Genomic DNA, 24,890 nt, shown 5'->3' with positions numbered 1-24,890 from the left:
TGCCAGCGCCCGCAGTCGGCAATGGTTTTGGGACAAAACGAAAAAAGCCGGCGAAAATCGCCGGCTTTTACCACATATCTTGTTCTGCCACTATTCTGTTTTAGCATAAGCTGCCGCCAAGTCATTCAGCGTAGCATCTTTCAAATGCTCCGAAGCAATTACCATGCGGTAACGGAAAGTAGTCGATTCTCCTTTTTTTAATTTGAAATTGAGCGTTTCCTTGCCATCGCTCAGCGCTTTCATGCCCAGCGGGTTTACGGCAAACAATCCGTAGCCGCGTGCATGCCAGTAGGCCGGATAACCCACATTTTTCGGATGGTCGATCATCGCTACGCTGATGTTCTCGTCCTTGATCTTGCCGGTGAGGTTACACCAGATCGCACGCTTACCCCATACTGCCTCGCCTTCTACGCCATTGCTGTTGCGGTAGTTTCCGGTTACGCCTTCGTTGTTCATCACGGGCACTTTGGTCGCGATACCGTTGGCGTCGGTGAAAATTTCCGGCTTTGTGGATGGCAGTTCGAGCTCACGTCCGACACGGATCGCGTACATACCGTCCTTCACGTCAGGCATATTCACCTCGGGCAGCACGGCGGTGAGCGTCGTAGCCCGGTCGATGATGCGGCTGTCGCCTTTTCCGCTGAAAGTGTATTTGGTTACTTCCTTCAACGTCAACGTGCCGTTTTTGTCCACCCAGTCGGCGGTTACGGTTAGCTCGCCTTTGTCTTTACCGCTTTTTACGGAGGTAATGCCGGTGTGGATGATGGTTCCGTAGGCGCGTTTTTCGTGGTTCACGGCGTCGGAATTGTTCCAGTAGTCGTTACCGTTCACATCCTCGTAGTTGAGCCAGATGCCCACGTGGTGCGGGTGGTCTACGCGCTCTCCGGCACGCGGGTCGAGCGGCCAGCCGCGTGTAATTACTGTTCCTTTCGGGGTAATTACGGGGTAAAGTACGGCCTTTTTCAGCTTCTGTTCGCCGGGATAATAGTATGCCGTAAATGGCTTCCCGTCGATTTTCACCTCCACTTTTTTGTCCTTGTCATTACGGACGAGGTCCACCTTCTGTGCAAAAGCGCTTCCGGTTCCGGCCAGGGCCACGGCGGTGAGTGCCAAAGCAGTATGTTTTAAATTCACTGTTCGATCTTTTAAAATGTTAGCTAAGCACGATTTCCTTTTTCTTCGGGTCCCAATTCACTCGTTTTCCGGTATGCAGCGCCTGGGTAGCCATAATATTCGCCACCGAGTGGTTGAAACCGACACGCGCCGGTGCATTCGTTTCCTTGCGGCTGCGGATACATTCCATCCAGTTGCGCATGTGCAGCGAGGTCATCGGATCGGCACCGGTATTGGCGTCCGTCGCGATTTTCTCGCCGGTTTTGAGCGACATTTCCGGAAGCAGGTTGGCCTGCAAGCCCATTCCCTTGGCATCTCTTTCTTTCAAGCCGCCTTCGGATGTGATCTTGTTCGTATCGAGGTTGATCATCCCGCCATTGGAATAATAATACTCTTTCACACCGCCTGCCTCGTTGTTGAAACGGGAAGAATAAATCACCTGGAAGCCTTTGCTCTTATCGTCAAACGGACCGTATTCAAATGCGGCGCTGAATGTATCGACGTTGGTACGACCGTCTTTCCAGGTATAAATACCGCCGTTCGCCACCACATTACGCGGCGCATCGAGGCCGGAGAACCAGTGCACGGTATCGATCTGGTGCGCCATCCATTGTCCCGGGATACCCGATGAATATGGGTAGAACAAACGGAATTCGAGGTAGTAACGGGGGTTCCACTCTACTTTCGGGCGGTTCATGAGGAAGCGTGTCCAGTCGGTGTCTTCCTTACGGATCTGTGACACGAGTTCTTTGCGTCTCCAACGGCCGGGCTGGTTCACGTTCCAGGTCATTTCAACCGTGGTGATATCCCCGAATTTGCCCGATTTGATATATTCGTAAGCCGCCCAATAGTTAGGCGCGCTCCGGCGCTGCGATCCTACCTGTACAATTTGCTTCGAAGCGTCTACCGCTTTCAATGCTACTTTCGCATCTTCCAGGGTTTCAGCAAACGGTTTTTCGACATACACATCGCGGCCGGACTTCACCGCCTCGGCGCAATGCAATGCATGCTGGAAATCGGCTGTGCTGATGATCACCGCGTCCACATCCTTGCGTCCGAGGAGTTCCTCGTTATTGCGGGCTTTCACAAATTCGCTTGCAGCATAGGGTTTGCCTTTGATGAATGCCTCCGCTTCGTCGCGACGGCGGTTCCAAAGGTCGGACACGCCCATAAACTCAAAGTTCAGTTCTTTGGCGTGATCTCCGAAGGAAGGTGCCAGCGAGCTGCGGAAACGGTCCGAAAAGCCGATAATACCTACCCGCACGCGATCATTTGCACCTACGATACGGCGGTAGCTGGCCGCTCCGAAAGCATTGGCGCCTACTGCGACACCCGCAGAAGCCAGTGCTGCATTTTTAAGAAAATCCCTTCTACTGGTCATGATATTGGATTGTATAAAAGTTGATTTTTGATTGTCACGGGCCCTATTTGCGGGCAATCGTTTCTAAATCCCCGCCGCCCGGTTATCTACTGTAATTTTTTACGTTTTTTCCGGCGTTTCGGGCTATTTGATTTCCTTCACTTTCAAACTGCGGAACAATACATTGTCGCCATGGTCCTGCAACAGCAGATTCCCTTCCTGCGACATGCCGAACCCTTCGAACTTGGCAAACTTGGAGCCCGCCACGAACTCCTTGAACTGCGGGGAGCCGCGCACGTATTCCACCACTTTATATCCGTTCAGGAAGTGCTGCACGGTGCCGTCTTTTTGCACCACAATGCGGCCCTGGTTCCATTCACCGATCTTTTTCACCGAATTTTTGGGGCGGTCTGCCGGAATCACGTCGTAGAACGAAGCAATGGTACGGTTACCATTCTTACCCAGTTTCGCATCCGGGTGGCGTTCGTCGTCGAGCACCTGGAATTCGCAGCCGATGCCCGATTTACCATTGGAATTGAATTTTTGGTCCACAAAATACTTCACACCGCTGTTTGCGCCTTCGGTCAGTTTAAACTCGAATTCGAACTCGAATGCGGGGCCGTACAGCTTGCGCGTCACGATGTCGTTGCCCGTTTCGGAGCCGTCGGATTTTGAGATCACGATTGCGCCATCGTTATAATTCCATCTTTTGGTTGGAAAATCAGTACCGCCGTAGGAGCGCCACTGGTCCACCGACTTGCCGTCGTACAGCAAGGAATATCCTTGCGCTTTTTCTGCGGCATCGAGGTTGTTCGGGATCAGGTTTACGATGCGAACTTTTGAAGCGGGGCTCGGTTTGAGGTTAGATGTTTTAATGCGGACATTCTTCCAGCTTACCTGCGTGCCTTCCAGGTCTTTATTGCCGATTGAATGTACCTGCAGGCAAATGAAGCCCGATGGCGTCATATCATCCACCACGTGCGCCACGGGCACGCCGTTCAGGAAGGTGCGGATCGAGCTGCCGATGGCCTCGATGCGGTATTTGTTCCAGGCGTCCTTTTTGAATGCTTTTTTGCCTTCCGGGTTCAGGTCGAGCGGGTACAGCCAGCCCCGGCGTGCCTCGTCGTAAATGCCCGCAGAAAAAGCGCGGTCGCTCGGGTCGATTTCCACCTGGTAGCCGTGCACGCGGCCATTCTGGTATTCCGGCTTCGACAAGCTGCGGATCTGAATGCCGGAGTTCAGTTTGCTATCGACCTTGACGTCCAGTTCGAGAATAAAATCGCCGTAATCCTTTTCGGTTGTGAGGAACGAGTTGGGCGTACCCATGACCGACGTGCCCACGATCGCACCATCTTTTACTTCGTATTTGGCCTGACCGTTGAGTTGTTTCCAGCCCGTGAGGTCCTTGCCATTAAACAGATCCAGCCAGCCGTCCTTCGACTTTTGCGCCTGTAACGGAGACACCAGGAGGAACGCTGCCAGACCAGCCAGCGGTAATCGGAATTTTTTCATTGTATTGATTAATGGTGATGAATAACTGAAAAATGCAAAAGGGCATCCTATCTAATATCAGTTATTATCATAATAACGAAATATTAATAGGAATACCCTTACAAATCCAGTTTCAACTACACCAGATATTTCAAAACCCCGATGTGATAGTTTTGGTCGATCCCAAGCCAGTTACGCAGCATATAGCATTGTCCTGCTTGCATTAAGTTTATTTGGGGATCTCCGTGAGCGGAGGCACATTCTTCTCATGTCCTGCATATCCTTTGTTTTGATTGATCCGCCCCTGCGTGTTGCCATCGATGGCCGATTGCGGAATTGGCCAGAGCACGTGGTAAGGGCTCATGGTATATTCGTCGGCATGCCGTGTTTGGACTCCTTTGTTATAGAAATCGCTTTTCTCCATCACGCGGTCATAGAAATAGTTTTCGTCCGAGAATTGCGCCAGGCTGTAAGTTTTGCCATTTGGAGCGGGTTTTCCGGTCTGGGCGAAAATGTAGGCAATTCGTGTAAGCTCGGTCTTGCGCGGTTCTTCAAAATAGAGCTCCCGTGCGCGCTCGTCGAGAATGGTGCCAATGTTGATCTTACCGGCGGCAATCGGCGCACAGTTGGCCCGGGCACGGACGGCATTGAGGTCGTCTGCTGCTTTGGCGAGCTCTCCCTTCCACACGTACGCCTCTGCGCGGAGCAGATAAGTTTCGGCCAGGCGGAACACGTACCAGTCGGAGTTGCCGCCCTGGGGCTGTACCCGCTGCGGGTCTTCTACGAATAGCTTATAATTCGGCCAGTCGAACCAGCAGCGGATCGTATCCACGGAGAGCACTACCCCCTCCGCGTTTTTGAGCTGCAAATGCTTGCCGTAGAAACTGTCCGTTTCTTTGATTTGCGGGTTATTGTATAAAATATCCTCCATGCGTGTCCAGTTGCCCGGCGCGTGGCGGAGGTCGTTCTTGTCGTCCCAAATCTGGTTCTGCGAATAATCGGTGGGCCGCAAGCGCCCGATCCCCCGCCCCAGCTTGACCACCTGGTCGATCTCGATGCCGTAGGTGTCAATTGTCCCGCGGTTCCCGTTCGGCGTGTTAATGTTGTTGAACCAAAGCGGCACGCAGTTCCGCATGATCAGCATGCCGCCATCCACATTACCCTCGATATTCAACCGGTCGATGACCAGCATCAGCCCTTCCGTGTTTACCGCCAGCGATTTGTTCTGAGGCCGGTGCAAGTCCCAGACCACGTTGCGGGTCGCGTCGTTGGCATTCACTCCAAACCGTGATGTCATGAGCTTGTGCGTTCCGCCATCGATCACATTACTTGCAGATTTGATCGCATCGTCGAACAGCCCCAGTGCGAGGTTTACTTTCGTGAGCAAATGGCTTACCGAGCCCCGGTTCACTGTTCCTTTGTCCGTCACGACGGGCACCCATTTTTCAGCGAATTCGAGGTCTTCCTTCATCTTTTTAAGGATCACCTCGCGTTTCGTGGTCTGGAAATCGAGTTTCGGGCCGTTGATTTCACTGAGGATCAGCGGCACGTCTCCGAACTGCTGCGTGAGCCGGTAGTACCGTGCCGCGCGGTGAAAATAAGCGGCGCCGAGCAGCTCGTTTTTCTCCTGCTCGTTCTTATAAGCAGGTAAATCAATGCGCGAAATGGCCGTATTAGCGTATTTGATCCCCTTATACCCTTCCAGCCAATACCACCCGATGCGGTTGTAATCAATGTGGTTCAGCTGGGCATCGGGGGTGATGAGCAGGTTCAGGTTCTGTGCCGGTCCCGATTTGTCGGTGGTCCCCTCCACGGCAATATCCGAAAATACCGATTCCGTGATCATCGGCATCGCGTCGCCGTACCATTCGAGGCGGAGGTTCCGTTCGCAGGCAACGAGCGTTGCCCTTAGCCCGGCAACGTCCTTAAATGTCAGGTCTGGCTCGTAAAACGAAAGGGGCTCGGGTTTCAGCCAGGTCTCCTTGCAGGAAGTAATGGCTACTACGCTGCTCAGGAGGCCCAATGCCAGTATATATTTTGATGCTTGGTTAAACATGATCCATAAAGTTTTGTGTGGTTGAGATTACAGGGTAATATCCAGCCCGATGGTGTAAATGCGCGGGCTCGGTACCGAGGTGGCAATGCTTGCGTTCGTGGCGCCGTTGGTGCCGTTCTCAGGGTCCCAGAAGTTCCATTGCGGCGCCCAGAAGCCGATATTGCGTACGTTGCCGTAAACGCGCAGGTTTTGTACAGCCACTTTTTGAGAAACATTTTTGGGCACCGTGTAAGCCACCGACAGGTTTTCGAACCGGACGAACGATTTGCTCCGGTAAACACTGTATCCGGTGGCCGAGCCCTCGCTGGAATAGAGCCTGGCCCATTCGTTCGAGCGGTTTTCTGCGGTCCAGTACGGGAATACGTACGAACTGGTGCGGTCCACGAAGCCGTCGCGGTTTTTCATCTGGTTGAATGTGCCTTTCTGTCCCCAGTATGAATAGATCATGAACGAAACGTCCAGGCTTTTGAACAGCTTGAATTCGTTGCGGAACGTCCACCGGAAGCGTGGCGTGGTGTAACCCAGAAACTCCTTGTCGTCATTCGTGAATTTGCCATCGCCATTCACATCCTTTAATTTAAAATCACCTGGCTTTACACCGTACTTGGTAGCTTCGGCTTCCTCTTCTTTTTGCCACACGCCCAGGATGCGATAGTTCCAGATTTCGTCGAGGGCGTGGCCGATAAACCAGCGGTTGGTCACGTCGTCGGCCTCCTTGCGGCCCGTTACCTTGCCGCCGGCGTCTTTGATATCTACCATATTTCCATACAAATGAACGATTTTGTTCCGGTTGAGCTGGAAATTGAATGTGCTCCGCCAGGTGAAGTTCTCCCGGCGCATATTGTTGGAGTTCAGGCTGATTTCCATCCCTTTGTTCTGTACTTCACCGAGGTTATCCCACACATTATCGAAGCCGAGCACATTGGGCAGCGCACGTTTGACGAGCAGGTCTTTGGTAGTCGATTTGTAGACTTCGATACTTCCATCGACCAGGTTGTTGAATAAGGCGAAGTCCAGGCCGACGTTCAATGCATTGGTTTTCTCCCACTTCAAATTCGGATTCGCCATGCGGCTTACATAGAGCTGGCTTACCTGGTACACTGTTCCGTCGGGCTTCACGTGCAGGTATTTGCCGGAAGTCAGGTCGGCGAGGGCGTCGTAACGCGGGATGTCGCGGTTACCATTGTTTCCATACGATATCCGCAGTTTTCCGTAACTCAGCCATTTGGAATGCAGAAAACCTTCGTCCGTAAACACCCACCCAAACGCTGCCGACGAAAACACTGCCCGCGGGTTTTTCTGCCCGAAAGCCGAATAGCCGTCCCGGCGGCTCGAAAGCGTGATCATGTATTTATCCTTAAATGAATAGAACAGGCGCGCCATTAAAGCGTCGGCGGTGCTCGTCTGGTCGTCGGTGTACACTACCGGAAGGCCGCCGGACTGAATGTTGTGGTAGCCGAGCACATCCGTCGGTGCAAATCCCTTGTTTGAAATACTGTCGCGCCAGCTTTTGAATCGTTCCGCATTGGCCAGCAAAGTGAGGTCGATGTTGTGTTTCTGGTTGATGGTTTTAGTCCATTTCAGAACATTATCGACCTGCCAGTTGAACACCGTAGAGTCTTTGCGGGAAGCGCGACCGCCCTCGGCCGCCCATTCGGCGTGCTTGGCGGACTCTGCATTGTAGCGATGTGTATAGTCGAAACGGGGTGTGAAATTGAGTTGGTAGGTAAACCCGAACGGAAGCGTCACTTTGGCGAAAATTACGGAGTTGAGCGTTTGTGCTCCCTGATCGCGCTTGATGAAACTTCGCGCATAATAGGGATGGTTGCCGCCGCTCGCTTCGCCATTCGGCCGCCAGGAGTAGTTGCCATTCGCATCGAATTCCGAGCCCCATGGCGAAAGCACGCGCGCCAGGTCGTAATTGACAGGCACCTGGCTTTCATCCCGCCTTGCGAACTGCGTGTTCATCCCTACCGACAAATGCTTGTTCACTTTGCCTTCGATGTTCAGGCGTGCGCGAACGGTGCTGTACTTATCGCCCACCACGATACCCTCGTTGCTCAGGTAGCCCAGCGACATATAGTAGGTAATGCGGTCGTTGCGGCCTGACAGACTGACGGTATGGTCCTGGCGGAAGCCTTTTTGAAATACTTTGGAATACCAATCCACACTTTTACCATCCTTGTAGTTCTGGATTTCCGCCGGCTGCATGCCCAGGCGTTGGAGCCACACAGTGGTAGGATCTCCCTTTGAACCGTCGAAAGCAAGCCATTGATCGAGGGTGACACCCGCCGGAAGGTGGTTGGGATCGGCAAAGCGGGCCGGCTCGGCGGTAGCATTGATGTTCCGCATCACCTCCTGTCGCCAGGTAACAAAGCCCTGCGGACTCAGCACCGGCTGGTTCCTGGCCACTTCCGCGAACCCGAAGTTGGTGTTGACATTGATCACCGGCTTACCTTCTTTCCCCTTTTTGGTGGTGATCAGAATGACACCGCTGGCGGCTTTCGCACCGAAAACAGCCGAAGAACTGGCATCTTTCAGCACATCCACCGTCTCGATATCGTTCGGGTTAATGTCTTCCAGGCCACCATAGTAAATGGTCCCGTCGAGCACGATCAAAGGCGTAGAACCTGCATTGATCGAATTCTGGCCGCGTACCGAAACACTTCCGCCGCCCTTTGCGGAAGTAGAAAAGCCGACATTCATACCGGCCACATTCCCGCGCAGCACATCCTGCACCGACTGCGGGTTCTCGTTTTCAAGCCGGGTGGCGCTCACCTGGGAAACGGCACCGGTGAGGTCGCGTTTCTTTTGCGTGCCATAGCCCACCACCACTACTTCATTGAGCGTTTTCTGGTCGGTGGCAAGCGTAATGTCCACCACGCCCGCATTCCCTGTTTCCTGCTCCCAGGTAACATAACCCACGGCCGAAAACACCAGCACGGCCGAGTTGCCGGGAATTTCGATGGTGTACTTTCCTTCGGCATTGGTGGTGGTGCCCTGTGTGGTACCTTTTACAACAACCGTTACACCCGGAATGGGCACATTTCCTTCTCTGGCAAGCACGGTACCGGTAATGCTACGGTCGGTTCTGACACGTTGGTCAACCCTTGCGAGCGGGCTCGCGACGACACTGGCGGACATTGGCGGGTGTATGCATATCGCCCATATGCATACACCGCTCATGCGCCGCAAAGAGGTGAAAAATCCTTTTGTGATGTGCATAGGTCAGTGGAGTTAGATGATCATGAGGTGAAATATACCAACCTGAAGCCACCCTTTCCAGCCCGCCGTCGCCCGGAAACAGTCCTAATTTTCAACCGGATAATACCATTGATTCTACGGTAAACTTTTTTTCATTTTTTAGTTTTTGAAAACAAAAAAGGACGGCTGCACAAGCAACCGTCCTATTGAATTCAATACTTCTGAGAGCCGTTAATATCCCGGGTTCTGCGGGAACACCGACTTGCCATCCGATGTTTTGGCGCTCCGGTCGATCTGCGTTTGCGGGATCGGTCTCACGGCGTGGTAGTCCTGGATAGCCGACGCCTGCGGGTTGTATTTTTTCACCCTTTCGACGAGCAGTCCCCAGCGTTTCAGGTCCAGCCAGCGGGTTTGTTCGCCGGCCAGTTCCCGTGCACGCTCCTCAATAATCGTCTCCATCGTAATGTCCTTGGCCGCAATCGCCATCTTATCCTTCTTGCCTGGCCATCCGGCGCGGTATCTTACCATGTTCAGCGCTTCGGCGGCACCCGCTTTATCACCCGATTGCAGCAATGCCTCGGCAAGCAGCAGGTAAACGTCCGCCAGACGCACCACGTAATAATCCCGGCTTCCCGGCTCGTAGGTCATGTCGGGACGTTTCGAATCAAAGAATTTCTGCAACGTCGGGAACAACGCTTCCGAATACTTGCTTGGAACCAATACCTGATACGGCTTTTTCGCACGCTCTTCCTTCGTCATTTCGTATCCAGGAATGTAAATAGTGGTGTCGCCCGCCGCGAATGTCACTTTTGTTTTGGAATCATCGAATGACGCCGCATTGTAAGTGCCCGGGTTGTTGGACAGCCAGGTGTCGCGGAATGTCTTTTTGTAACGCGAGTCGTTCACACGGTCGGCGAACACGGTGTTCAGCAGGTATTCCGTCGGTCTCAGGCGTTTGAAAGGGCGGCCCCAGTAGGTGTCGCGCTTCATGCCCGGCTGCACGTCATATTGCATCCCGAAGTAGAGGTGCAAGCTGTTACCCGTTCCGTTGGTCAATGCGTCGGTTGTGTACTGTACCGCAAATACTACCTCGGAATGGTTCTGATTGTTTTCATCAAATACAGCTGCGAAATCGTCGAGCAATTTGTAGCCATATTTGGTAGAAACTTCTTTCAGAAGGTCGGCTGCTTTGGTAAAATCGTCAGCCGCTTTTTCGCTGGAATAGGCTTTTGCCAGGTACACTTTCGCCAAAATCGCCTGAGCGTGCGGCTTGGTGGCACGGCCATAGTCGCTGGACTGCGCTTTGGCTTCCAGGTCGGTCACGGCTTCGCTCAGGTCCTTGATGATCGCCGCATACATTTCCGCATCGGTAGCGCGCTTGGTTTCCTTGGTCGGAAGCAGTGTTTCCGTCAACCGCAGGTCCACGCCGCCATATTGCTGGTGCAGGATGTAATAGTAATGACCGCGCAAAAACTTGGCTTCCGCCACGCGAAGCTTCTTCACGTTATCGGCAATGCCCGTCACATTCGGAGCACGCTCGATGATTGCATTACATGTGTTGATGCCTTTGTAGAGTTCATCCCAGGTCGTTGCCAGGTAATCGACGGTCGGGTTTAGCTGGCCATCATAAAAATGGAAACCCTTGTAGCCGCCATCCGCGCCGGTTGCGTAAATGTCGGTGCCGAATTCGCTCATGGTCAGGCCTTGCTGGGTAGCGTAGTAGAAGCGCAGTGACGAGTAGGCTGCTTTCACACCGTCCTCGAAACCTTTGGCGGTGTTGAGGTAATCGTTGCCTACGCCCGAGATAATGTTCTCGTCGAGCACATCCTTACACCCCTGCCCTGCCAGCATCAATGCCGCCATACCGCACACCGCAATCGATTTTCTTATATTTTTCATTTGTCAGTATCTTTTAAAAATTTCAAAACCAGGCCCTTAGAATTTCGCGTTCAAGCCGAATGTGATCACCATCGTGGCGGGGGTTATGCCGGTACCGCCTGCTGCGAGGCCGGTTGTTTCAGGGTCAACACCGTTGTATTTGTTGCGGTATTTGGCCCAGATAAACGGCTGCTGGATGCTCGAATACAAGCGCAGTGATTCCATTCCCAGTTTTTTCGACAATTCAGGCGTAAAGGTATAACCTACGTTCACGTTTCTCAGCTTCACGAATGTTCCGTCGAAGTAAGTAAGCGTGCTGCCGTAAACCGGAAACTCCTGGTTACTTTTCGGACGAGGGAACTCGTTGGTTGGGTTATTCGGCGTCCAGTAATCTACTTTCATTTGCTGATAGCGGCCTGCCAATGCATTATTGTTACGGTGGAACTCGCTGCGGATCAGGTTACCTACACGTGCAAAGAAGAAGAACGAGAGGTCGAAGCCTTTGAAAGAGAAACGGTTGGTAATACCGCCACTGAAATCAGGCACATCGGAACCGATGATCTCGCGGTCGTTCGCATTGATCTTGCCGTCGCCGTCGATGTCTTTCAGTTTGATTTGTCCCACTTCGCTGTTCACGGCTTTCGCTGCATCGGCTTCGTTGGTTTGCCAGATCCCGATTTTGCGGTAGTCGTACACGGTGCTCAGCGGACGACCGATGAACCAGCCGTTGCCCAGGTCATCCACTTTTCCATTGTAAAGTGAAAGGATCGCCTCGGTGTTTTTAGTAAATGTAAAGTCGGTTGTCCATTTGAAACCACTGTTGGTATTAACGTTGGTCGTGGTCACACCGAGCTCGATACCGCGGTTACGCGTTTCGCCCACGTTGCGGGTAACGGCATTGAAACCGATGGAGCCAGGCAGCTGGTCAGACAAAAGTAATGCAGTGGTATTGGTTTGATAGAATTCCAATGAACCCTGAACACGTCCGCGAACGAGACTGAAATCGAGACCTACGTTAGCAGTAGCCGAAGATTCCCACCGCAAATCCGCATTTCCGATTGTTCCGGGGCGGTATCCGTAAGCCGGTGTCGTGTTCCATGCATAGCTGGTGCGGCCGAGGAATGCTTGCGTCTGGTACGGCGCCAAACCGGTGTTACCCACTTTACCCCAGCCAGCACGCACTTTCAGCAGGTCCACCCAGGTTACGCCTTTGAGGAAATCCTCATTACCGATATTCCACCCTACCGCCACACCTGGGAAGTTACCGTACTTGCTGTTTTCACCGAACCGGCTCGAACCGTCACGGCGAATAGTCAGCGTGAGCAGGTATTTATCATTGTAATCGTAATTCAAACGACCCATGAACGAGTTGATCGTCCATTCAACCAGACCGCTTCCGGGAGAAAATACGGTGGTAGCAGCCCCGATGTTATAAAAGGACTGTGATTCGACAGGCACCCCTTGCACCGAAGAAGAATACACCTCCGCGCGGTCACGCTGGATGGAGTGCAGGGCAGTAATGTTCAGGTTGTGCTTTCCACCGAATGTTTTGGTATAGTTCACAATGTTCTCCAAAGTCCAGTTGAACTGAATCGCATTACCGGTATTCGCTTGCGCGTCCCCTCCTTTTCTGGCGTTGGTCATGGAGCCGATGAAGCGTCCATAGCGGCTGATAACGAAGTCAGGACCGAAATTCACGCGGTATTTCAAACCCGGCAGAATGTTGAATTCGGTGTAAAGGCTGTTGAAAATGCGGTAACGTTTCATCTGATCCACCTGCGCTCCTTTCACAAGCTCCGCGAGCGGGTTGGTGAGCAAGGCGTCGTTGGTAGGTGAGAAAATCAGTTTACCATTTTCGTCATAAGGCACCGCTAGCGGGTTCTGGTTAATGGTCATGCCGTAGGTATTCAGGTTTTCACCGTTGCGGATGCTGTTCATCATGTAGGACGAGAGACCCACTTTCAACCATTTGTTCACATTATGGTCAATGTTCGCGCGAAGAGAGAAACGAGTAAAGTTCGCTTCTTTAATAACCCCTTTGTCCCGGAAATAGCCGCCCGAAATGTAGAATTGCGTACGATCGCTTCCACCCTGAACGCCGATCGAGTGGTTTTGCATCATGCCGGTGCCCACCACGAGGTCCTGCCAGTCGGTGCTGGTGCCGTTGGCGATACCTTTGGCCACATTGGGGTCGCCGCCGAGTACCGCTACTTTCGCATCCGCTTCCGCATTGATCACGCCCGTAGGAATTGCATTGCCGGCTGCATCCTTATAACCGCCAGTGGCGCGGTAGGCTTCGCGAACGAATTCCGCGAACTCGGGCCCATTAAACAGGTCTACTTTATCCAATGCTTTGGAAACACCCACGTAACCATCGTAGCTCACGGTCGTTTTGCCTTTCTGGCCGCCGCGCTTGGTGGTCACGATCACAACGCCGTTCGCCCCGCGGGAACCGTAAATGGCGGTTGCCGTCGCATCTTTCAGTACCTCCATCGACTGGATATCGCTGGGGTTCATATCTTCATACCCGCCCGCCAGGGGGATACCGTCTACTACATATAAAGGATCGTTACCTGCATTGAACGAACGGCGGCCGCGGATGAGGATTCTCGGCACGGTACCGGGCTTGGAACCCGACTGCGTTACGTCCACCCCTGCTGCGCGGCCCTGCAAGGCCTGTCCGAGGTTGGTAATAGGCATTTCATTGATTTCCTTCGCACCTACCGACGAAATAGCACCGGTAAGCTGACTTTTCTTTTGGGTACCATACCCCACTACCACAACTTCCGTCAATATTTTCTGGTCGCTCGCGAGCACAATGTCGACTGTACTTTTATTACCAACGGCAACTTCCTGCGTTGTAAAACCTACCGCTGAAAACACCAGCACCGCATTGTCCTCGGGCACATTGATTTTGAAATTGCCGTCGGCATCGGTGTTGGTACCTGTTTTGCTTCCCTTCAACACAACCGAAACGCCCGGGATACCGATGTTATCCTCTACGGAAGTCACCTTGCCCGACACCGTTCTGTCGATCACCCTGATGGCCGGATTTGAAGGCCTCATTGCATAGACCTGCCCTGTAAAACCCGTCATCACCGCACCAGCCATTGCCCAACGCACCATACAGTGGCCAATACTTGTAAAGTTTCTTTTCATACGCATTTGATTGTTTAACCATTAATAGTTCACCATAAACTTGTCAATTCTGACGATCACAGGATAGATTCCCCCTTACAAATAATTATATTTTTTCCATTAATAATTACAAATAAGCACAGAGTTACTTAGCGCAGATTTGTAACCAATCTGTTGAAACATTTTATTTGGAAAGAGGCTTAGGGATAAAATGAATTTTGATCACCGGGTAACACGCTCTTTTTGAACAATTCCAATAAGCATATTATTTGTACTTAAAATACAATTTTGGAAATCTGTTTGAGGATAGAGATTCGGGGAGAGAATTGAAAATGATCTGCCAAGTTTATTTATGCAATCGTTATCGGGAACGTTGCCAGAATTGTCCCCAGCCAATATTTTATTATAAAATATTTACATAAACGAATACAAAAATGACCTAATCCGCAGAATTGCCTAAGAAAAATATTGTACTTAAATAATATGAAGTAAAAGTTTACCGAGCGGACGCGCACGATCATACGCAGGCATCAAGCCCGTTTTGGCAGTAGGTCTGGAAGTGTTGGAGGGTACTTAGGAATTCCCGAGAATCACGTAAAATATAAAAAGAAGGAACGTAACCGAAGTGAGAATCAGCAGTATGTTGCCAGCTGACATGCCGTTGGCCGGACCGTCGTGGGGCGCTTTGCGCGAATCACGGTCACCCATAATATCGAGTGAGTTCATGATCCTGCCCCAGATCGAGTTTACATCCTGGCTCGACAGGCTGTCGGGCTTCCAGTCCGAAGCGATCAGCACCAGTTCGCGGGCTTTGGCCACGGTGTCTTTCTGCGCGGGATATTTAAGGATCCAATTTTCCCAAAAAGAGCGGATGGGCGGATCGTCGGGAAACCGTACCCATCTTATGAAGAGGTTTTCCATTGCCAACTCCTCAGCCGATAACTCTGAAAACGGTTTCATTGATAATAAGAGATTGATTTTAGCGGCCTATCGAACATAATTCCGGATTGAAAACATCGCGGGCATTATGAGTTTGTTAAGCTTTCTGGGTAAAAAAGTCGGCGTTTCCGGGTTTATACTCACTTTGAATGCCCTTAAAAGATTATTTCAACAAAAGCCATCCTGTACTGTGGGGTGCGACCTTAATAGCGGGCGATGGTTCACGTAAACCGTTAAATATCCGATAGTAACCTTTAATCTCCTGCCGGCGCCCAAGCCGATTTCCACCCGATTTCTCGCATGTGTTTTGAGCGGTTTTCTGCCATTCATTACTAAAAAACTCTTTTGATTATGGAAAAGAAACGTGTTGTTATGCTATGCATTTTGGCGGCGATGGCCATTGCCGGATGCAAGGAAAAGGAAATAGATTCACCCGAAATTTCGGTCCTGTCTCCCAAATCCCATGAGGTCATAAACGACAAAGACAGTGTCCGCATCGAGGCCACGATCACGCCGAACGACAGATCGGTTACCAGCTACACGATCACTGTCCAAACCAAACAAGACAAGGTGATATTCAGCGCACAACGCGGCTGCGACTGCAAAGGTCAGAGCGAAGTCATAGTGAAGCAATCCTTCATGTACGACGTGGGTAAAACCTCAGACGTGCTTTTAGAGATCAAAGCTATACTCGATGACGGAAAGGAACTCAGGGAAAAGGTTGCTTTCGTTTTGGCTGATTAGTCTGCTATTGGAATGAAGCCGTGCCCGACGTGGAGCCGGCTTCATTTACTATTCTCCTAACACACTAAAACATAAGATCATGAAACACATTCTTTCAATTGCACTAATATGCATTTCGCTCCAAGCGTTCGCTCAACGTATAACCATAAGCGGGTTTGTTAAAGAAGCTACCAGCCAGGAGCAATTGCCGGGCGCTAATGTCTACATCGAGGGGACTTCGTTCGGGACAGCAACCAATTCCTACGGATTTTATTCCCTCACCGTCCCGCTCGCCGATTCGGCGGTGCTTGTATTCTCATGCATCGGTTACCGGCGTCACGAACATAAAATCAGTCTTAGAGAAAATAAGCAGCTTAATGTCTGGCTAATCCCCGATAACCAGCTTGATGAAGTAGTCATAAAAACGCAGCGCGACGATCCGGTGAGCGATGTGCAAATGAGCCAAATCAACGTCTCCGTTCAGCAGATCAAGAAAATACCCGCATTTTTTGGTGAAAAAGATGTGTTGAAAGTACTACAACTCATGCCTGGGGTGCAGAAAGGAACGGAGGGTCAAACCGGCTTGTATGTACGTGGCGGCGGACCTGATCAAAACCTCATCATTCTGGACGATGCCCTGGTTTACAATGCCAATCACCTGTTCGGTTTCTTTTCGGTTTTCAATAGTGACGCGATCAAGAGTGTGGAGCTTACCAAGGGCGGATTCCCGGCACGCTACGGCGGGCGGCTTTCATCGGTCGTCGACATGAATATGAAAGAAGGCAGCAAGGACCGGCTTCATGGCGAGGGCGGCATTGGCTTGCTATCGTCGCGCCTGACGCTGGAAGGACCGATCAGGAAGGAAAAGTCGTCGTTTCTGCTGTCAGCCAGAAGAACGTATCTCGATGTACTGGCGGCGCCAATCATTGCCAACGCGCAAAAAGGCCAGGATGAACGCTCTAAGCCAGGTTACTACTTTTACGATCTCAATGCAAAAGTAAATTTTGATATCAGCCAAAAGGATAAGCTATACCTGAGCAGCTACTTCGGCCGGGATAAGTTTTATATGCGCGATAAGAGTCGGTTCTACCGGTCGAATGTAAATTTGTACTGGGGTAATGCGACCGCTACGCTGCGCTGGAACCACCTTTTTACACAAAAATTATTTGCCAACTCTTCACTGATATTCAGCAATTTTAACTTCGGCGTCGTCAGCGAATTTACCAACTTAGACGATAAAGGTGCTGAAATCGGATTTAGCAGCTCCTGTTATCAATCCAGTATCAGGGATGTTAGTCTGAAAACAGATTTTGACTATTATCCCCACCCACAACACAGTGTGAGGTTCGGCATTCAGGCTGTTTTCCACAAATCGACGCCTTCCGCACTTGACATTACCGGGGCGGACATTAATCCCGAGGTCAACAAGCCAGCCCAGAACTTATATTCTACTGAGTCGGGAGCGTATCTGGAAGATACCTGGCAACTGTCAGATGCATTCAAGCTGAACATGGGTATCAGGCTAAGCACATTTGTAACGCAAGGCAAGACATACGTCCGCCCGGAGCCCAGAGCGTCAGCGGCACTCCGGCTGGCAAAGAATCTCTCGATGAAATTATCCTATGCGATGATGAACCAGTATGTCCATTTGTTGTCGAACACCGGCGTTGGTCTGCCCACCGATTTGTGGGTACCTGCTACCAAGAAGATCGTGCCGCAGCACTCGGAACAATTTGCCGGCGGTTTTGCCGGCTATCTCGAACGGCCGGCATTGACAGTAACGATGGAAGGCTATTACAAGAAAATGGACCATATACTTTCCTACAAAGAGGGGGCCTCGTTTGTAAATATTGATGGGGAAGATTTTAATGAGGTAAGCTGGCAGGACAATGTTACGGCCGGACGCGGCTGGTCTTATGGAGCCGAGTTACTCGTTCAGAAGAAATCGGGGAAGCTGTCGGGCTGGGCAGGGTACACATTATCGTGGACGCGTTGGAATTTTCCGCAAATCAATTTCGGACGCACATTTTTTCCCAGGCATGATCGTCGCCACGACATTTGCATTGTAGGAATATATGAAATTAACAAGCGGATCACCCTGTCCGGCACCTGGGTATACGGCACAGGTAATGCACTCACTTTGCCCGTTTCGACCTACAACGCTGTGACGGAGCGGTTCTCGGGTGCGAGCATTTCCAACGACGCACATTTGCTCAGCACCTCGATGACCGAATATTCCGGAAGAGGCAATTTCCGCGCCGAGCCGTTTCACCGGATGGACCTGGCCATTCAGTTTCACAAGCGGAAAAAGCGATACGATCGGACCTGGGAATTTGCGATCTACAATGTTTACAGCAGAAAGAACCCGTTTTTTTACGACATCGACACCGACCAGGCCAATCATCGCGAGATGAAAAAATATTCGCTCTTCCCTATTCTGCCGTCTCTTAGCTACAACTTCAAATTCTAAATTACCCACCTATGAAAACTAGATTGATTGCGTTCGTCCTGCTTTTTCTGGTTTCCTGTGAAACAGTAGTAGACAACATTCCGGAAACCAGATTACCAAAAACTGCTTCTAAACTGGTGGTTCATTCCTTTATTTCTCCGCAAAACACGCAGATCAACGTGGCCGTCACCGAATCCACGCCATTGTTCTCCGACATGGACGGGAAAGAAGATGTGATCGAAACTGCATTAGTTAAAATTTCCGATGAGATGAATGAAATTACGATCCCATTTGATCCAAAGACCGGGCTATACAGCATCGACCAAAGTAAATTTCCGATTGTTGCATCCAAAACCTATACACTTCATGTATCGGAAGGCGAAAGAGTCGTAACTGCGCACTGCCAGGTTCCGGGTAATACTCCCGTCATTCAATCCTATTCACTGGATACTACGACAGGTAGCCATTTCAGTCGCGAAGACACAGCTCTCGTCCTCAAAATGAGCTGGCAGGATATCCCGAACGATACAAATTACTACCGTGTCCGGGCGCAGGGAGAAATGGAGTACAGTGTGCCCGATGCCGGTCCCGCAGGTAAAAGGACGCGAAGCGAGCTCGATTTCTCCTGGCAAGAATCGTCCGGACATAGCGAATGGCAATCGGACCGCAACCTGGACGGCTCACTCTTTTCTTCGCCCACAGGAAGATTATTTATACCGACGTTCATCACACCGGCACCGAGCTCCGGCAGTCCTCCTAAGCAGCATGATTCACAATTCCGGTTAATTGCGTTGACGATGATGGTGTATAACTCGGACGTAAACTATTACAAATACCACCGCTCCGTACAGCAGCGCATGGACACCGAAAATCCTTTGAGCGAACCTTCGCAGATTTACAGCAACATCGACGGCGGCTTGGGTTGTTTTGGTGCATATACTGCCGGAAAGCTCATCTATCGGCCTGAATGATCGGGATTTTTGTTACCTTTGCGCCCAATTTTATATTGGATTAAGCAGTATCAAAACAGACACAATGACCTCGCATCAAATACGTCAGGCTTTTCTTGATTTTTTCCGCAGTAAAGAGCATTTAATTGTACCCTCGGCGCCGCTGGTAGCCAAGAACGACCCCACTCTGATGTTCAACAACTCCGGAATGGCGCAGTTCAAGGACTTTTTCCTCGGCAACGGCACCCCGCCGTCGCGCAGGATCGCGGATACACAGAAATGCCTGCGCGTTTCGGGAAAGCATAATGACCTCGAAGATGTTGGTTTTGACACCTATCACCACACCATGTTCGAAATGCTCGGCAACTGGTCGTTTGGTGATTATTTCAAAAAAGAAGCGATTGCCTGGGCGTGGGAACTGCTGACGGACGTTTACAAACTTCCGAAAGACCGGCTGTACGTGTCTGTATTCGAAGGGAATGAGGCCGACGGCGTGCCGTTCGACCAGGAAGCGTGGGATCTTTGGAAAGGCATTGTAGGCGAAGAACGCATTATCCTGGGCAATAAGAAGGACAATTTCTGGGAAATGGGCGATACCGGTCCGTGCGGCCCCTGCTCCGAAATCCATATAGATTTGCGCTCGCCGGCCGAGGTGGCGGAAGTTTCGGGCAAATCGCTCGTGAACAACGACCATCCGCAGGTGGTGGAGATATGGAACCTGGTATTCATGCAGTTTGAGCGCAAGGCCGACGGCTCGCTGATCCCCCTCCCGTCGACGCACGTTGATACCGGAATGGGCTTTGAGCGCCTTTGCATGGCCATCCAGCAAAAAACATCGAACTATGACACCGACGTTTTCCAAAACACTATTAATGTACTTGAAACGCTTTCGGGCAAGAAATACGGGCAGAATGACGAGCCGTTTGCCGACATCGCGATGCGCGTCATCTCCGATCACATTCGGGCCGTGTCGTTCGCGATCACGGATGGTCAGTTGCCTTCCAATGTGAAAGCGGGCTATGTGATCCGCCGCATTCTCCGCCGCGCGGTGCGGTATGGCTACTCCTACCTGGGCTTTCAGGAGCCATTCTTCCACAAGCTGGTGCCGGTACTGGCTGAGCAGTTCAAGGATGTGTTTACGGAGCTGAAAGACCAGGAAGAATTTGTAACGCGCGTGATCCTGGAAGAGGAAAAAAGCTTCTTGCGCACGCTGGAATCGGGTTTAAAAAGGCTGGACAGCATTATCGGCGGACTGAAAGAAACTGGCCTCAACACGATCCCCGGCGACGAGGTTTTCGAACTGAGCGATACCTTCGGCTTCCCGGTGGACCTTACCGCGTTGATCGCCCGTGAAAAGAATTTCCGGATTGACGAAGCCGGTTACCAGGATGCATTGGCAGAGCAGAAAAAACGCTCCCGCCAGGATGCCGCCAAAGAAGCTACCGACTGGATCGAGCTACGCGAATCCGATGGCGTGGAATTCCTGGGCTATGATTTTGAAGAAACCCACAGCCATATTGTGAAATACCGCAAGGTGAAAACCAAGGCTGGCGAGGAGTACCATATCGTGCTCGACCGCACGCCTTTTTATGCTGAAATGGGCGGACAGGTTGGAGATACCGGAGCATTGCTATTGAATTCAGGGAGTAAGGAGGATGGAGCAAGGAGCATTAGTATTGTAGATACAAAAAAGGAGAACGACCTTTTTGTACATATTTCGCGAGACAAGAACCTCGATGAGGCATTGTCCGGCGCGGGCATTGTGACTGCTCAAATCAATGTGGAGCGCCGCAACAAAATCAAATCGAACCACACGGCTACGCACCTCATGCTCTCGTCTATGCGCGAGGTGCTGGGTACGCATGTGAGCCAGAAAGGTTCCTATTTAAATGATGAAGTACTCCGTTTCGACTTTGCGCATTTCTCTAAGGTGACCGACGAGGAACTCAGAAAGATCGAAGACCGCGTGAATGAGAAGATCCGCGAGAATATTGCATTGGAAGAAAGAAGGAACGTGCCCATTCAGCAGGCGCTGGATGCGGGCGCTACCGCGACTTTCGGTGAAAAATACGGCGATTTTGTGCGCCTGATCATCTTCGATCCGAAGTTCTCTTTCGAGCTTTGCGGGGGGACACACGTGCCTTCTACCGGGGAGATCGGTGTGTTTAAATTCATTTCCGAAGGTTCGGTGTCAGCTGGTGTTCGCCGCGTGGAGGCTGTGACCGGAGAAAAAGCATTGGAACTGATGCGCCAGCAGGAGGAAACTCTGAACAAAATCAAAGACCTGCTCAAAGGCCCGACCGATCTTATCAAAGCCGTCGAAAACCTGATCGAAGAGCGTTCGGCATTGCAGAAAAAGATCTCCGCGTTGGAAAACGAGAAGATCCAGGCATTGAAAACCACGCTGGTTGAGAATATGGAAACCCATAGCACCTTCAACCTGATCGTGCAGAAAGTGGACGTCCCGTCGGCAGATTCGCTGAAACAGCTCTCCTACGAGCTGCGCGACCAGGTGGAGAACCTGATCGCCGTTTTCGGCGCTGAAATCGGCGGCAAACCGCAACTTTCGGTATTCATTGCCGAGAATATCGTTGCCGAAACCGGCCTTAATGCAGGAAAGATCGTGAAAGACCTCGCGAGGGAAATCCGCGGCGGCGGTGGCGGGCAGCCTTTCTTCGCCACAGCCGGCGGCTCGGATGCCAGCGGACTGGATGTGGCGCTCGAAAAAGCGAAAGGCTTGTTCTAAGCAGCATTACTAATACACTCATAAAAGAAGTGCGGCGTCCTTGCGGAGCCGCTCTTTCTATTTCGTGCCCTCAGGCACCTCCATTAATGGGTCACTCAGTTGTTTTGAGCTGGCCGCGGATCTCTCCTTGCGGGAACCGGGCCGTTTCGATATTCACGTAGTACAAGCCGGCTTTAAGATCGGCCACTTGCGCTTCCGTCAAAGTGTCTTTAAATGCGAAGGGAGTTTTGAAATCGTTGCCAAGGTCGATTACCAGCGAGCCGGTCGAATCGGCCGATGCTTTGGAAATGTACCAGGCGGTGGGGGTAAAAGCCGAATCCACTGCGGCGGAATCGGAGGCCGTGGAATCGCTATAAAGGATATTGATACTCAAAATCCGTGATTCCTGATCCAATGTACCATCTACTGAACCGGTAGCTGTTGATGGATTAGCGGGCACCTGGTTAGCACCGGAAAGTGATGCGGACACTTTCAGCTCGGGCAACACGGGGGTTGGGTCTGTCGTCTCGTCGTCGTCGTTACACGCTGCCATCATCCCGGCGATCACCAACACACCCATGAATGCTAATTTTCTCATAATGCTTTGTTTTAGTAAATAAATTGGTTTGACCGCCGCATGGTAAAATTATGGTTCCTTTTCAAAACATTTTTGCACAAAACACTAACTACCAATAACTTACTATAACTCTACCTGGATCCAAATTTGGGGAAAAGACCTACCCTTTGCTGAATATTACAACAATTTTAATGCGTTCACCGGCTTCTGGCCCTGCCTCGAATGGAACTTCCAGCGGTTGTGCGACCACAGCCAGAGCTCCGGCTGGCGTTCAATGGTGTTTTCCAGTGCCTTATAATAATGTTCCATAATACCGGCCTCACCCAGCTGCCGCGCTTCCGCCGTAATGAGCCGGAACCGGAAATGATACGTGTTGCGCTCCGTCTTCGTCACATCGAGATACACCACCGCGCAATCGCGCTGCACGGCAATGCGCGCCGCACCCGACTGAATAAACGTTTTGCGGTTCATGAAATCAAGGTAGTATTTGCCTGATTCCGGTGGGCGCTGGTCGGCAATGGTCACAAAAATCGCCGACGACTCCGCATTCCAGCCCAGCGTCCGCCGGTACCATTCCGACTTTGGGATCATCGTCACCCCGAACCGGCCGCGCAATTTCAGCAGCCAGGCATTGAGCCATTTGTTCGACACCGGCGAGTAGGCCGCCAGCACGTCGCAAGCGGTCTGGAGTGGAAGCGACAACAGGTATTCCCAACTACCATAATGCGAAGCCATCAGCACAATGCTCTTCTTCTCGCCGATCAACCGGTCGATAAGCGCCGTGTTTTCGTAATGAACAAACCGTCCGAGACCGCCATGAGGCATTTTCCGGATCATGAACGGCTCCACGACGAGGTCGGCCAGGTGGCGGAAATAGGCGGTTACCATTTGCCTGATCTCCTTTTCGGAGCGCGTCGGGAAGCAGCGGGCCATATTCACCAGCACGAGGTTGCGCCGGTAGGGCCATAGTTTGAGCAGCACCCAAAAAATCAGGTTTGCCAGCGAGCGCCAGCCCCATAGGGCCAGCCTGGATCGAAGCGTATGCATTAGAATACGTACTGCACGCCTACGTTAAAGCCTACGAACAAGCCCTGGAAGTCGTCGGAGCTGTTGTTCTTCCAGATGTACTTTTTAATAAAATCGTAGTTATCCTCGCGGTCGTAGGACACGTAGTTGAGCGTGGGCCCGGCGAAAGCCTCGAAGTGGTTGCCCCATTTGAGCGCCGGTAACACGCGGAGTGAATTCTTATTATAATGTCCGCCGTCGAAATCGGTGAGCGTATGGCTGACCGCTTCCAGGTTCAGGCGGAGGCGTCCGCCGAGGGCCTTGCTGCTGAGCGGGATATGCGCACCCAAGCCACCTTCCGCGGCGTACATGGCTTTTGCATTGTCTTTAAAATTATATCCGATACCCGCAATCCCGTAGAGCACGTGGCCGCCCGAGCGGAAGGAAACGACGCCGGTCATGGTTTCGTCGAAGGTAAGGGCTACCGATTTCTCGCCATTTTTGATGAAGTTAAAAATCGCGATCGGATAGTCGCTGCTGTCGGCGATGTTGATGAGCCCCGCCAGCTGAATGCCTTTCACTTTTTTGGCGACGTTGGCAAAACCGGCCATCTGGGCATTCACCTCCTCGCCCCGGTTGAAGAAGCCGGCGAGCTGCAAGCCTTTTGCATGTTTTTTGGTGATGTTCGCAAAGCCGGCCACCTGTGCCGCACCCGAAGATTCGGACAGATTGATCACGCCGGCTATCTGAGCGCCCTGCGCTTCGCCGCCGATGATATTGCCAAAGCCCGCCAGCTGCGCGCCTTTGGCCCCGCCACCAATCACGTTGGCCACGCCGGCCATTTGGGTGCCGCTGGCCGATCCGCCGATCACGTTCGCCGCACCGGCAATCTGCGCGCCCGCCGCATCCTGCTTTACAATGTTCGCTATGCTGGAAATGGACGCGCCTGTTTCAGCTTTCGAAAGACCGGCGATCACATGCAGAGAAAACCGGTTGGTAATGGAAGCAGCCTGTTTACCATTCGAACTGATCGGATATATAAACCCTACGTGAATTCTCGAAGAACTATCACTCTGCGCGATGGACGGCAATGACGTGCCGGACATTAATAGGATGATGAAGCAAATCCGGAAAGGATTGAAAAGCAAATTTTTCATGGTAATGCATTTAATAGGATTGTTGAAATGCATACACCACCAGTTGCGATTGCAGGCCTTCAATCCCTGCCGGTGTCTGTATGCATTGAACCGACAACCGGAATGCGCTTTACCCTAATTTTTGT

15 protein-coding genes are annotated in these 24,890 nt (G+C 51.6%); 4 read left to right on the top strand and 11 right to left on the bottom strand.

Features of this window, described 5'->3' with window-relative positions; all coding sequences use genetic code 11:
- Positions 1 to 90: 90 nt before the first annotated feature.
- The 8 genes from DFER_RS28340 to DFER_RS28305 form a co-directional block, all read right to left on the bottom strand.
- Entirely contained in the window at positions 91 to 1,113 is a 1,023-nt protein-coding gene (locus DFER_RS28340; protein WP_015815108.1) for a DUF6807 domain-containing protein, read from the bottom strand.
- 40 nt (positions 1,114 to 1,153) lie between these two features.
- Positions 1,154 to 2,494 carry a Gfo/Idh/MocA family oxidoreductase gene (locus DFER_RS28335; RefSeq protein ID WP_015815107.1) on the bottom strand — a complete coding sequence of 447 codons (1,341 nt, stop codon included), beginning with the start codon at positions 2,492 to 2,494 and terminating at the stop codon, positions 1,154 to 1,156.
- Between the two features lie 123 nt (positions 2,495 to 2,617).
- Positions 2,618 to 3,985, bottom strand: a complete 1,368-nt coding sequence (locus DFER_RS28330) for a 3-keto-disaccharide hydrolase (RefSeq protein ID WP_015815106.1) — start codon at positions 3,983 to 3,985, stop codon at positions 2,618 to 2,620.
- 208 nt (positions 3,986 to 4,193) lie between these two features.
- Positions 4,194 to 6,020, bottom strand: a complete 1,827-nt coding sequence (locus tag DFER_RS28325) for a RagB/SusD family nutrient uptake outer membrane protein (protein WP_015815105.1) — start codon at positions 6,018 to 6,020, stop codon at positions 4,194 to 4,196.
- 27 nt (positions 6,021 to 6,047) lie between these two features.
- Positions 6,048 to 9,164, bottom strand: a complete 3,117-nt coding sequence (locus DFER_RS28320) for a SusC/RagA family TonB-linked outer membrane protein (protein WP_015815104.1) — start codon at positions 9,162 to 9,164, stop codon at positions 6,048 to 6,050.
- A 291-nt stretch (positions 9,165 to 9,455) separates the two neighbouring features.
- The gene (locus DFER_RS28315) at positions 9,456 to 11,123 is read right to left on the bottom strand and encodes a RagB/SusD family nutrient uptake outer membrane protein (RefSeq protein WP_015815103.1); all 1,668 of its coding nucleotides are present in this window, start codon (positions 11,121 to 11,123) and stop codon (positions 9,456 to 9,458) included.
- A 36-nt stretch (positions 11,124 to 11,159) separates the two neighbouring features.
- Complete coding sequence (locus tag DFER_RS28310) at positions 11,160 to 14,213, bottom strand: SusC/RagA family TonB-linked outer membrane protein (protein WP_015815102.1); 3,054 nt, start codon at positions 14,211 to 14,213, stop codon at positions 11,160 to 11,162.
- 600 nt (positions 14,214 to 14,813) lie between these two features.
- Entirely contained in the window at positions 14,814 to 15,200 is a 387-nt protein-coding gene (locus tag DFER_RS28305) for a hypothetical protein (protein ID WP_015815101.1), read from the bottom strand.
- A gap of 330 nt (positions 15,201 to 15,530) precedes the next feature.
- Here DFER_RS28305 and DFER_RS28300 point away from each other — a divergent pair, with 330 nt between their 5' ends.
- The 4 genes from DFER_RS28300 (at position 15,531) to alaS (ending at position 22,047) form a co-directional block, all read left to right on the top strand.
- Positions 15,531 to 15,923, top strand: a complete 393-nt coding sequence (locus tag DFER_RS28300; protein WP_015815100.1) for a hypothetical protein — start codon at positions 15,531 to 15,533, stop codon at positions 15,921 to 15,923.
- Positions 15,924 to 16,002: 79 nt separating this feature from the next.
- A complete protein-coding gene (locus DFER_RS28295; protein ID WP_015815099.1) occupies positions 16,003 to 18,372 on the top strand; it encodes a TonB-dependent receptor in 2,370 nt (789 codons plus the stop codon).
- A gap of 11 nt (positions 18,373 to 18,383) precedes the next feature.
- Positions 18,384 to 19,322, top strand: a complete 939-nt coding sequence (locus DFER_RS28290) for a DUF4249 domain-containing protein (RefSeq protein ID WP_015815098.1) — start codon at positions 18,384 to 18,386, stop codon at positions 19,320 to 19,322.
- Positions 19,323 to 19,386: 64 nt separating this feature from the next.
- Complete coding sequence (gene alaS / locus DFER_RS28285; protein WP_015815097.1) at positions 19,387 to 22,047, top strand: alanine--tRNA ligase; 2,661 nt, start codon at positions 19,387 to 19,389, stop codon at positions 22,045 to 22,047.
- Positions 22,048 to 22,138: 91 nt separating this feature from the next.
- Here alaS and DFER_RS28280 read toward each other — a convergent pair whose 3' ends face one another.
- The 3 genes from DFER_RS28280 to DFER_RS28270 all read right to left on the bottom strand — a co-directional run bounded on the left by DFER_RS28280 (position 22,139) and on the right by DFER_RS28270 (position 24,765).
- Positions 22,139 to 22,624 (bottom strand): CHRD domain-containing protein, encoded by a 486-nt coding sequence (locus tag DFER_RS28280; protein WP_015815096.1) that lies wholly within the window; start codon positions 22,622 to 22,624, stop codon positions 22,139 to 22,141.
- A 156-nt stretch (positions 22,625 to 22,780) separates the two neighbouring features.
- On the bottom strand, positions 22,781 to 23,650 hold the full coding sequence (locus DFER_RS28275; RefSeq protein WP_015815095.1) for a lysophospholipid acyltransferase family protein: 870 nt from the start codon (positions 23,648 to 23,650) through the stop codon (positions 22,781 to 22,783).
- Complete coding sequence (locus tag DFER_RS28270; RefSeq protein WP_143828844.1) at positions 23,650 to 24,765, bottom strand: protein kinase family protein; 1,116 nt, start codon at positions 24,763 to 24,765, stop codon at positions 23,650 to 23,652. Before DFER_RS28270 ends, DFER_RS28275 begins: the two co-directional genes overlap by 1 nt.
- Between the last annotated feature and the right edge of the window lie 125 nt (positions 24,766 to 24,890).

Source organism: Dyadobacter fermentans DSM 18053, assembly GCF_000023125.1.
Taxonomy (GTDB): Bacteria; Bacteroidota; Bacteroidia; order Cytophagales; family Spirosomataceae; genus Dyadobacter; species Dyadobacter fermentans.
The sequence above is the reverse complement of the archived record's forward strand: the minus strand, read 5'-3'. Positions and strand labels throughout refer to the sequence as shown.

Bases quoted from the DNA above. Each gene is read 5' to 3' on its own strand.
- DFER_RS28335 (WP_015815107.1), bottom strand. From the start codon at position 2,494: ATGACCAGTAGAAGGGATTTTCTTAAAAATGCAGCACTGGCTTCTGCG.
- DFER_RS28330 (WP_015815106.1), bottom strand. From the start codon at position 3,985: ATGAAAAAATTCCGATTACCGCTGGCTGGTCTGGCAGCGTTCCTCCTG.
- DFER_RS28325 (WP_015815105.1), bottom strand. From the start codon at position 6,020: ATGTTTAACCAAGCATCAAAATATATACTGGCATTGGGCCTCCTGAGC.
- DFER_RS28320 (WP_015815104.1), bottom strand. From the start codon at position 9,164: ATGTCCGCCAGTGTCGTCGCGAGCCCGCTCGCAAGGGTTGACCAACGT.
- DFER_RS28315 (WP_015815103.1), bottom strand. From the start codon at position 11,123: ATGAAAAATATAAGAAAATCGATTGCGGTGTGCGGTATGGCGGCATTG.
- DFER_RS28310 (WP_015815102.1), bottom strand. From the start codon at position 14,213: ATGGCTGGTGCGGTGATGACGGGTTTTACAGGGCAGGTCTATGCAATG.
- DFER_RS28305 (WP_015815101.1), bottom strand. From the start codon at position 15,200: ATGAAACCGTTTTCAGAGTTATCGGCTGAGGAGTTGGCAATGGAAAAC.
- DFER_RS28300 (WP_015815100.1), top strand. From the start codon at position 15,531: ATGGAAAAGAAACGTGTTGTTATGCTATGCATTTTGGCGGCGATGGCC.
- DFER_RS28295 (WP_015815099.1), top strand. From the start codon at position 16,003: ATGAAACACATTCTTTCAATTGCACTAATATGCATTTCGCTCCAAGCG.
- DFER_RS28290 (WP_015815098.1), top strand. From the start codon at position 18,384: ATGAAAACTAGATTGATTGCGTTCGTCCTGCTTTTTCTGGTTTCCTGT.
- alaS (WP_015815097.1), top strand. From the start codon at position 19,387: ATGACCTCGCATCAAATACGTCAGGCTTTTCTTGATTTTTTCCGCAGT.
- DFER_RS28280 (WP_015815096.1), bottom strand. From the start codon at position 22,624: ATGAGAAAATTAGCATTCATGGGTGTGTTGGTGATCGCCGGGATGATG.
- DFER_RS28275 (WP_015815095.1), bottom strand. From the start codon at position 23,650: ATGCATACGCTTCGATCCAGGCTGGCCCTATGGGGCTGGCGCTCGCTG.
- DFER_RS28270 (WP_143828844.1), bottom strand. From the start codon at position 24,765: ATGAAAAATTTGCTTTTCAATCCTTTCCGGATTTGCTTCATCATCCTA.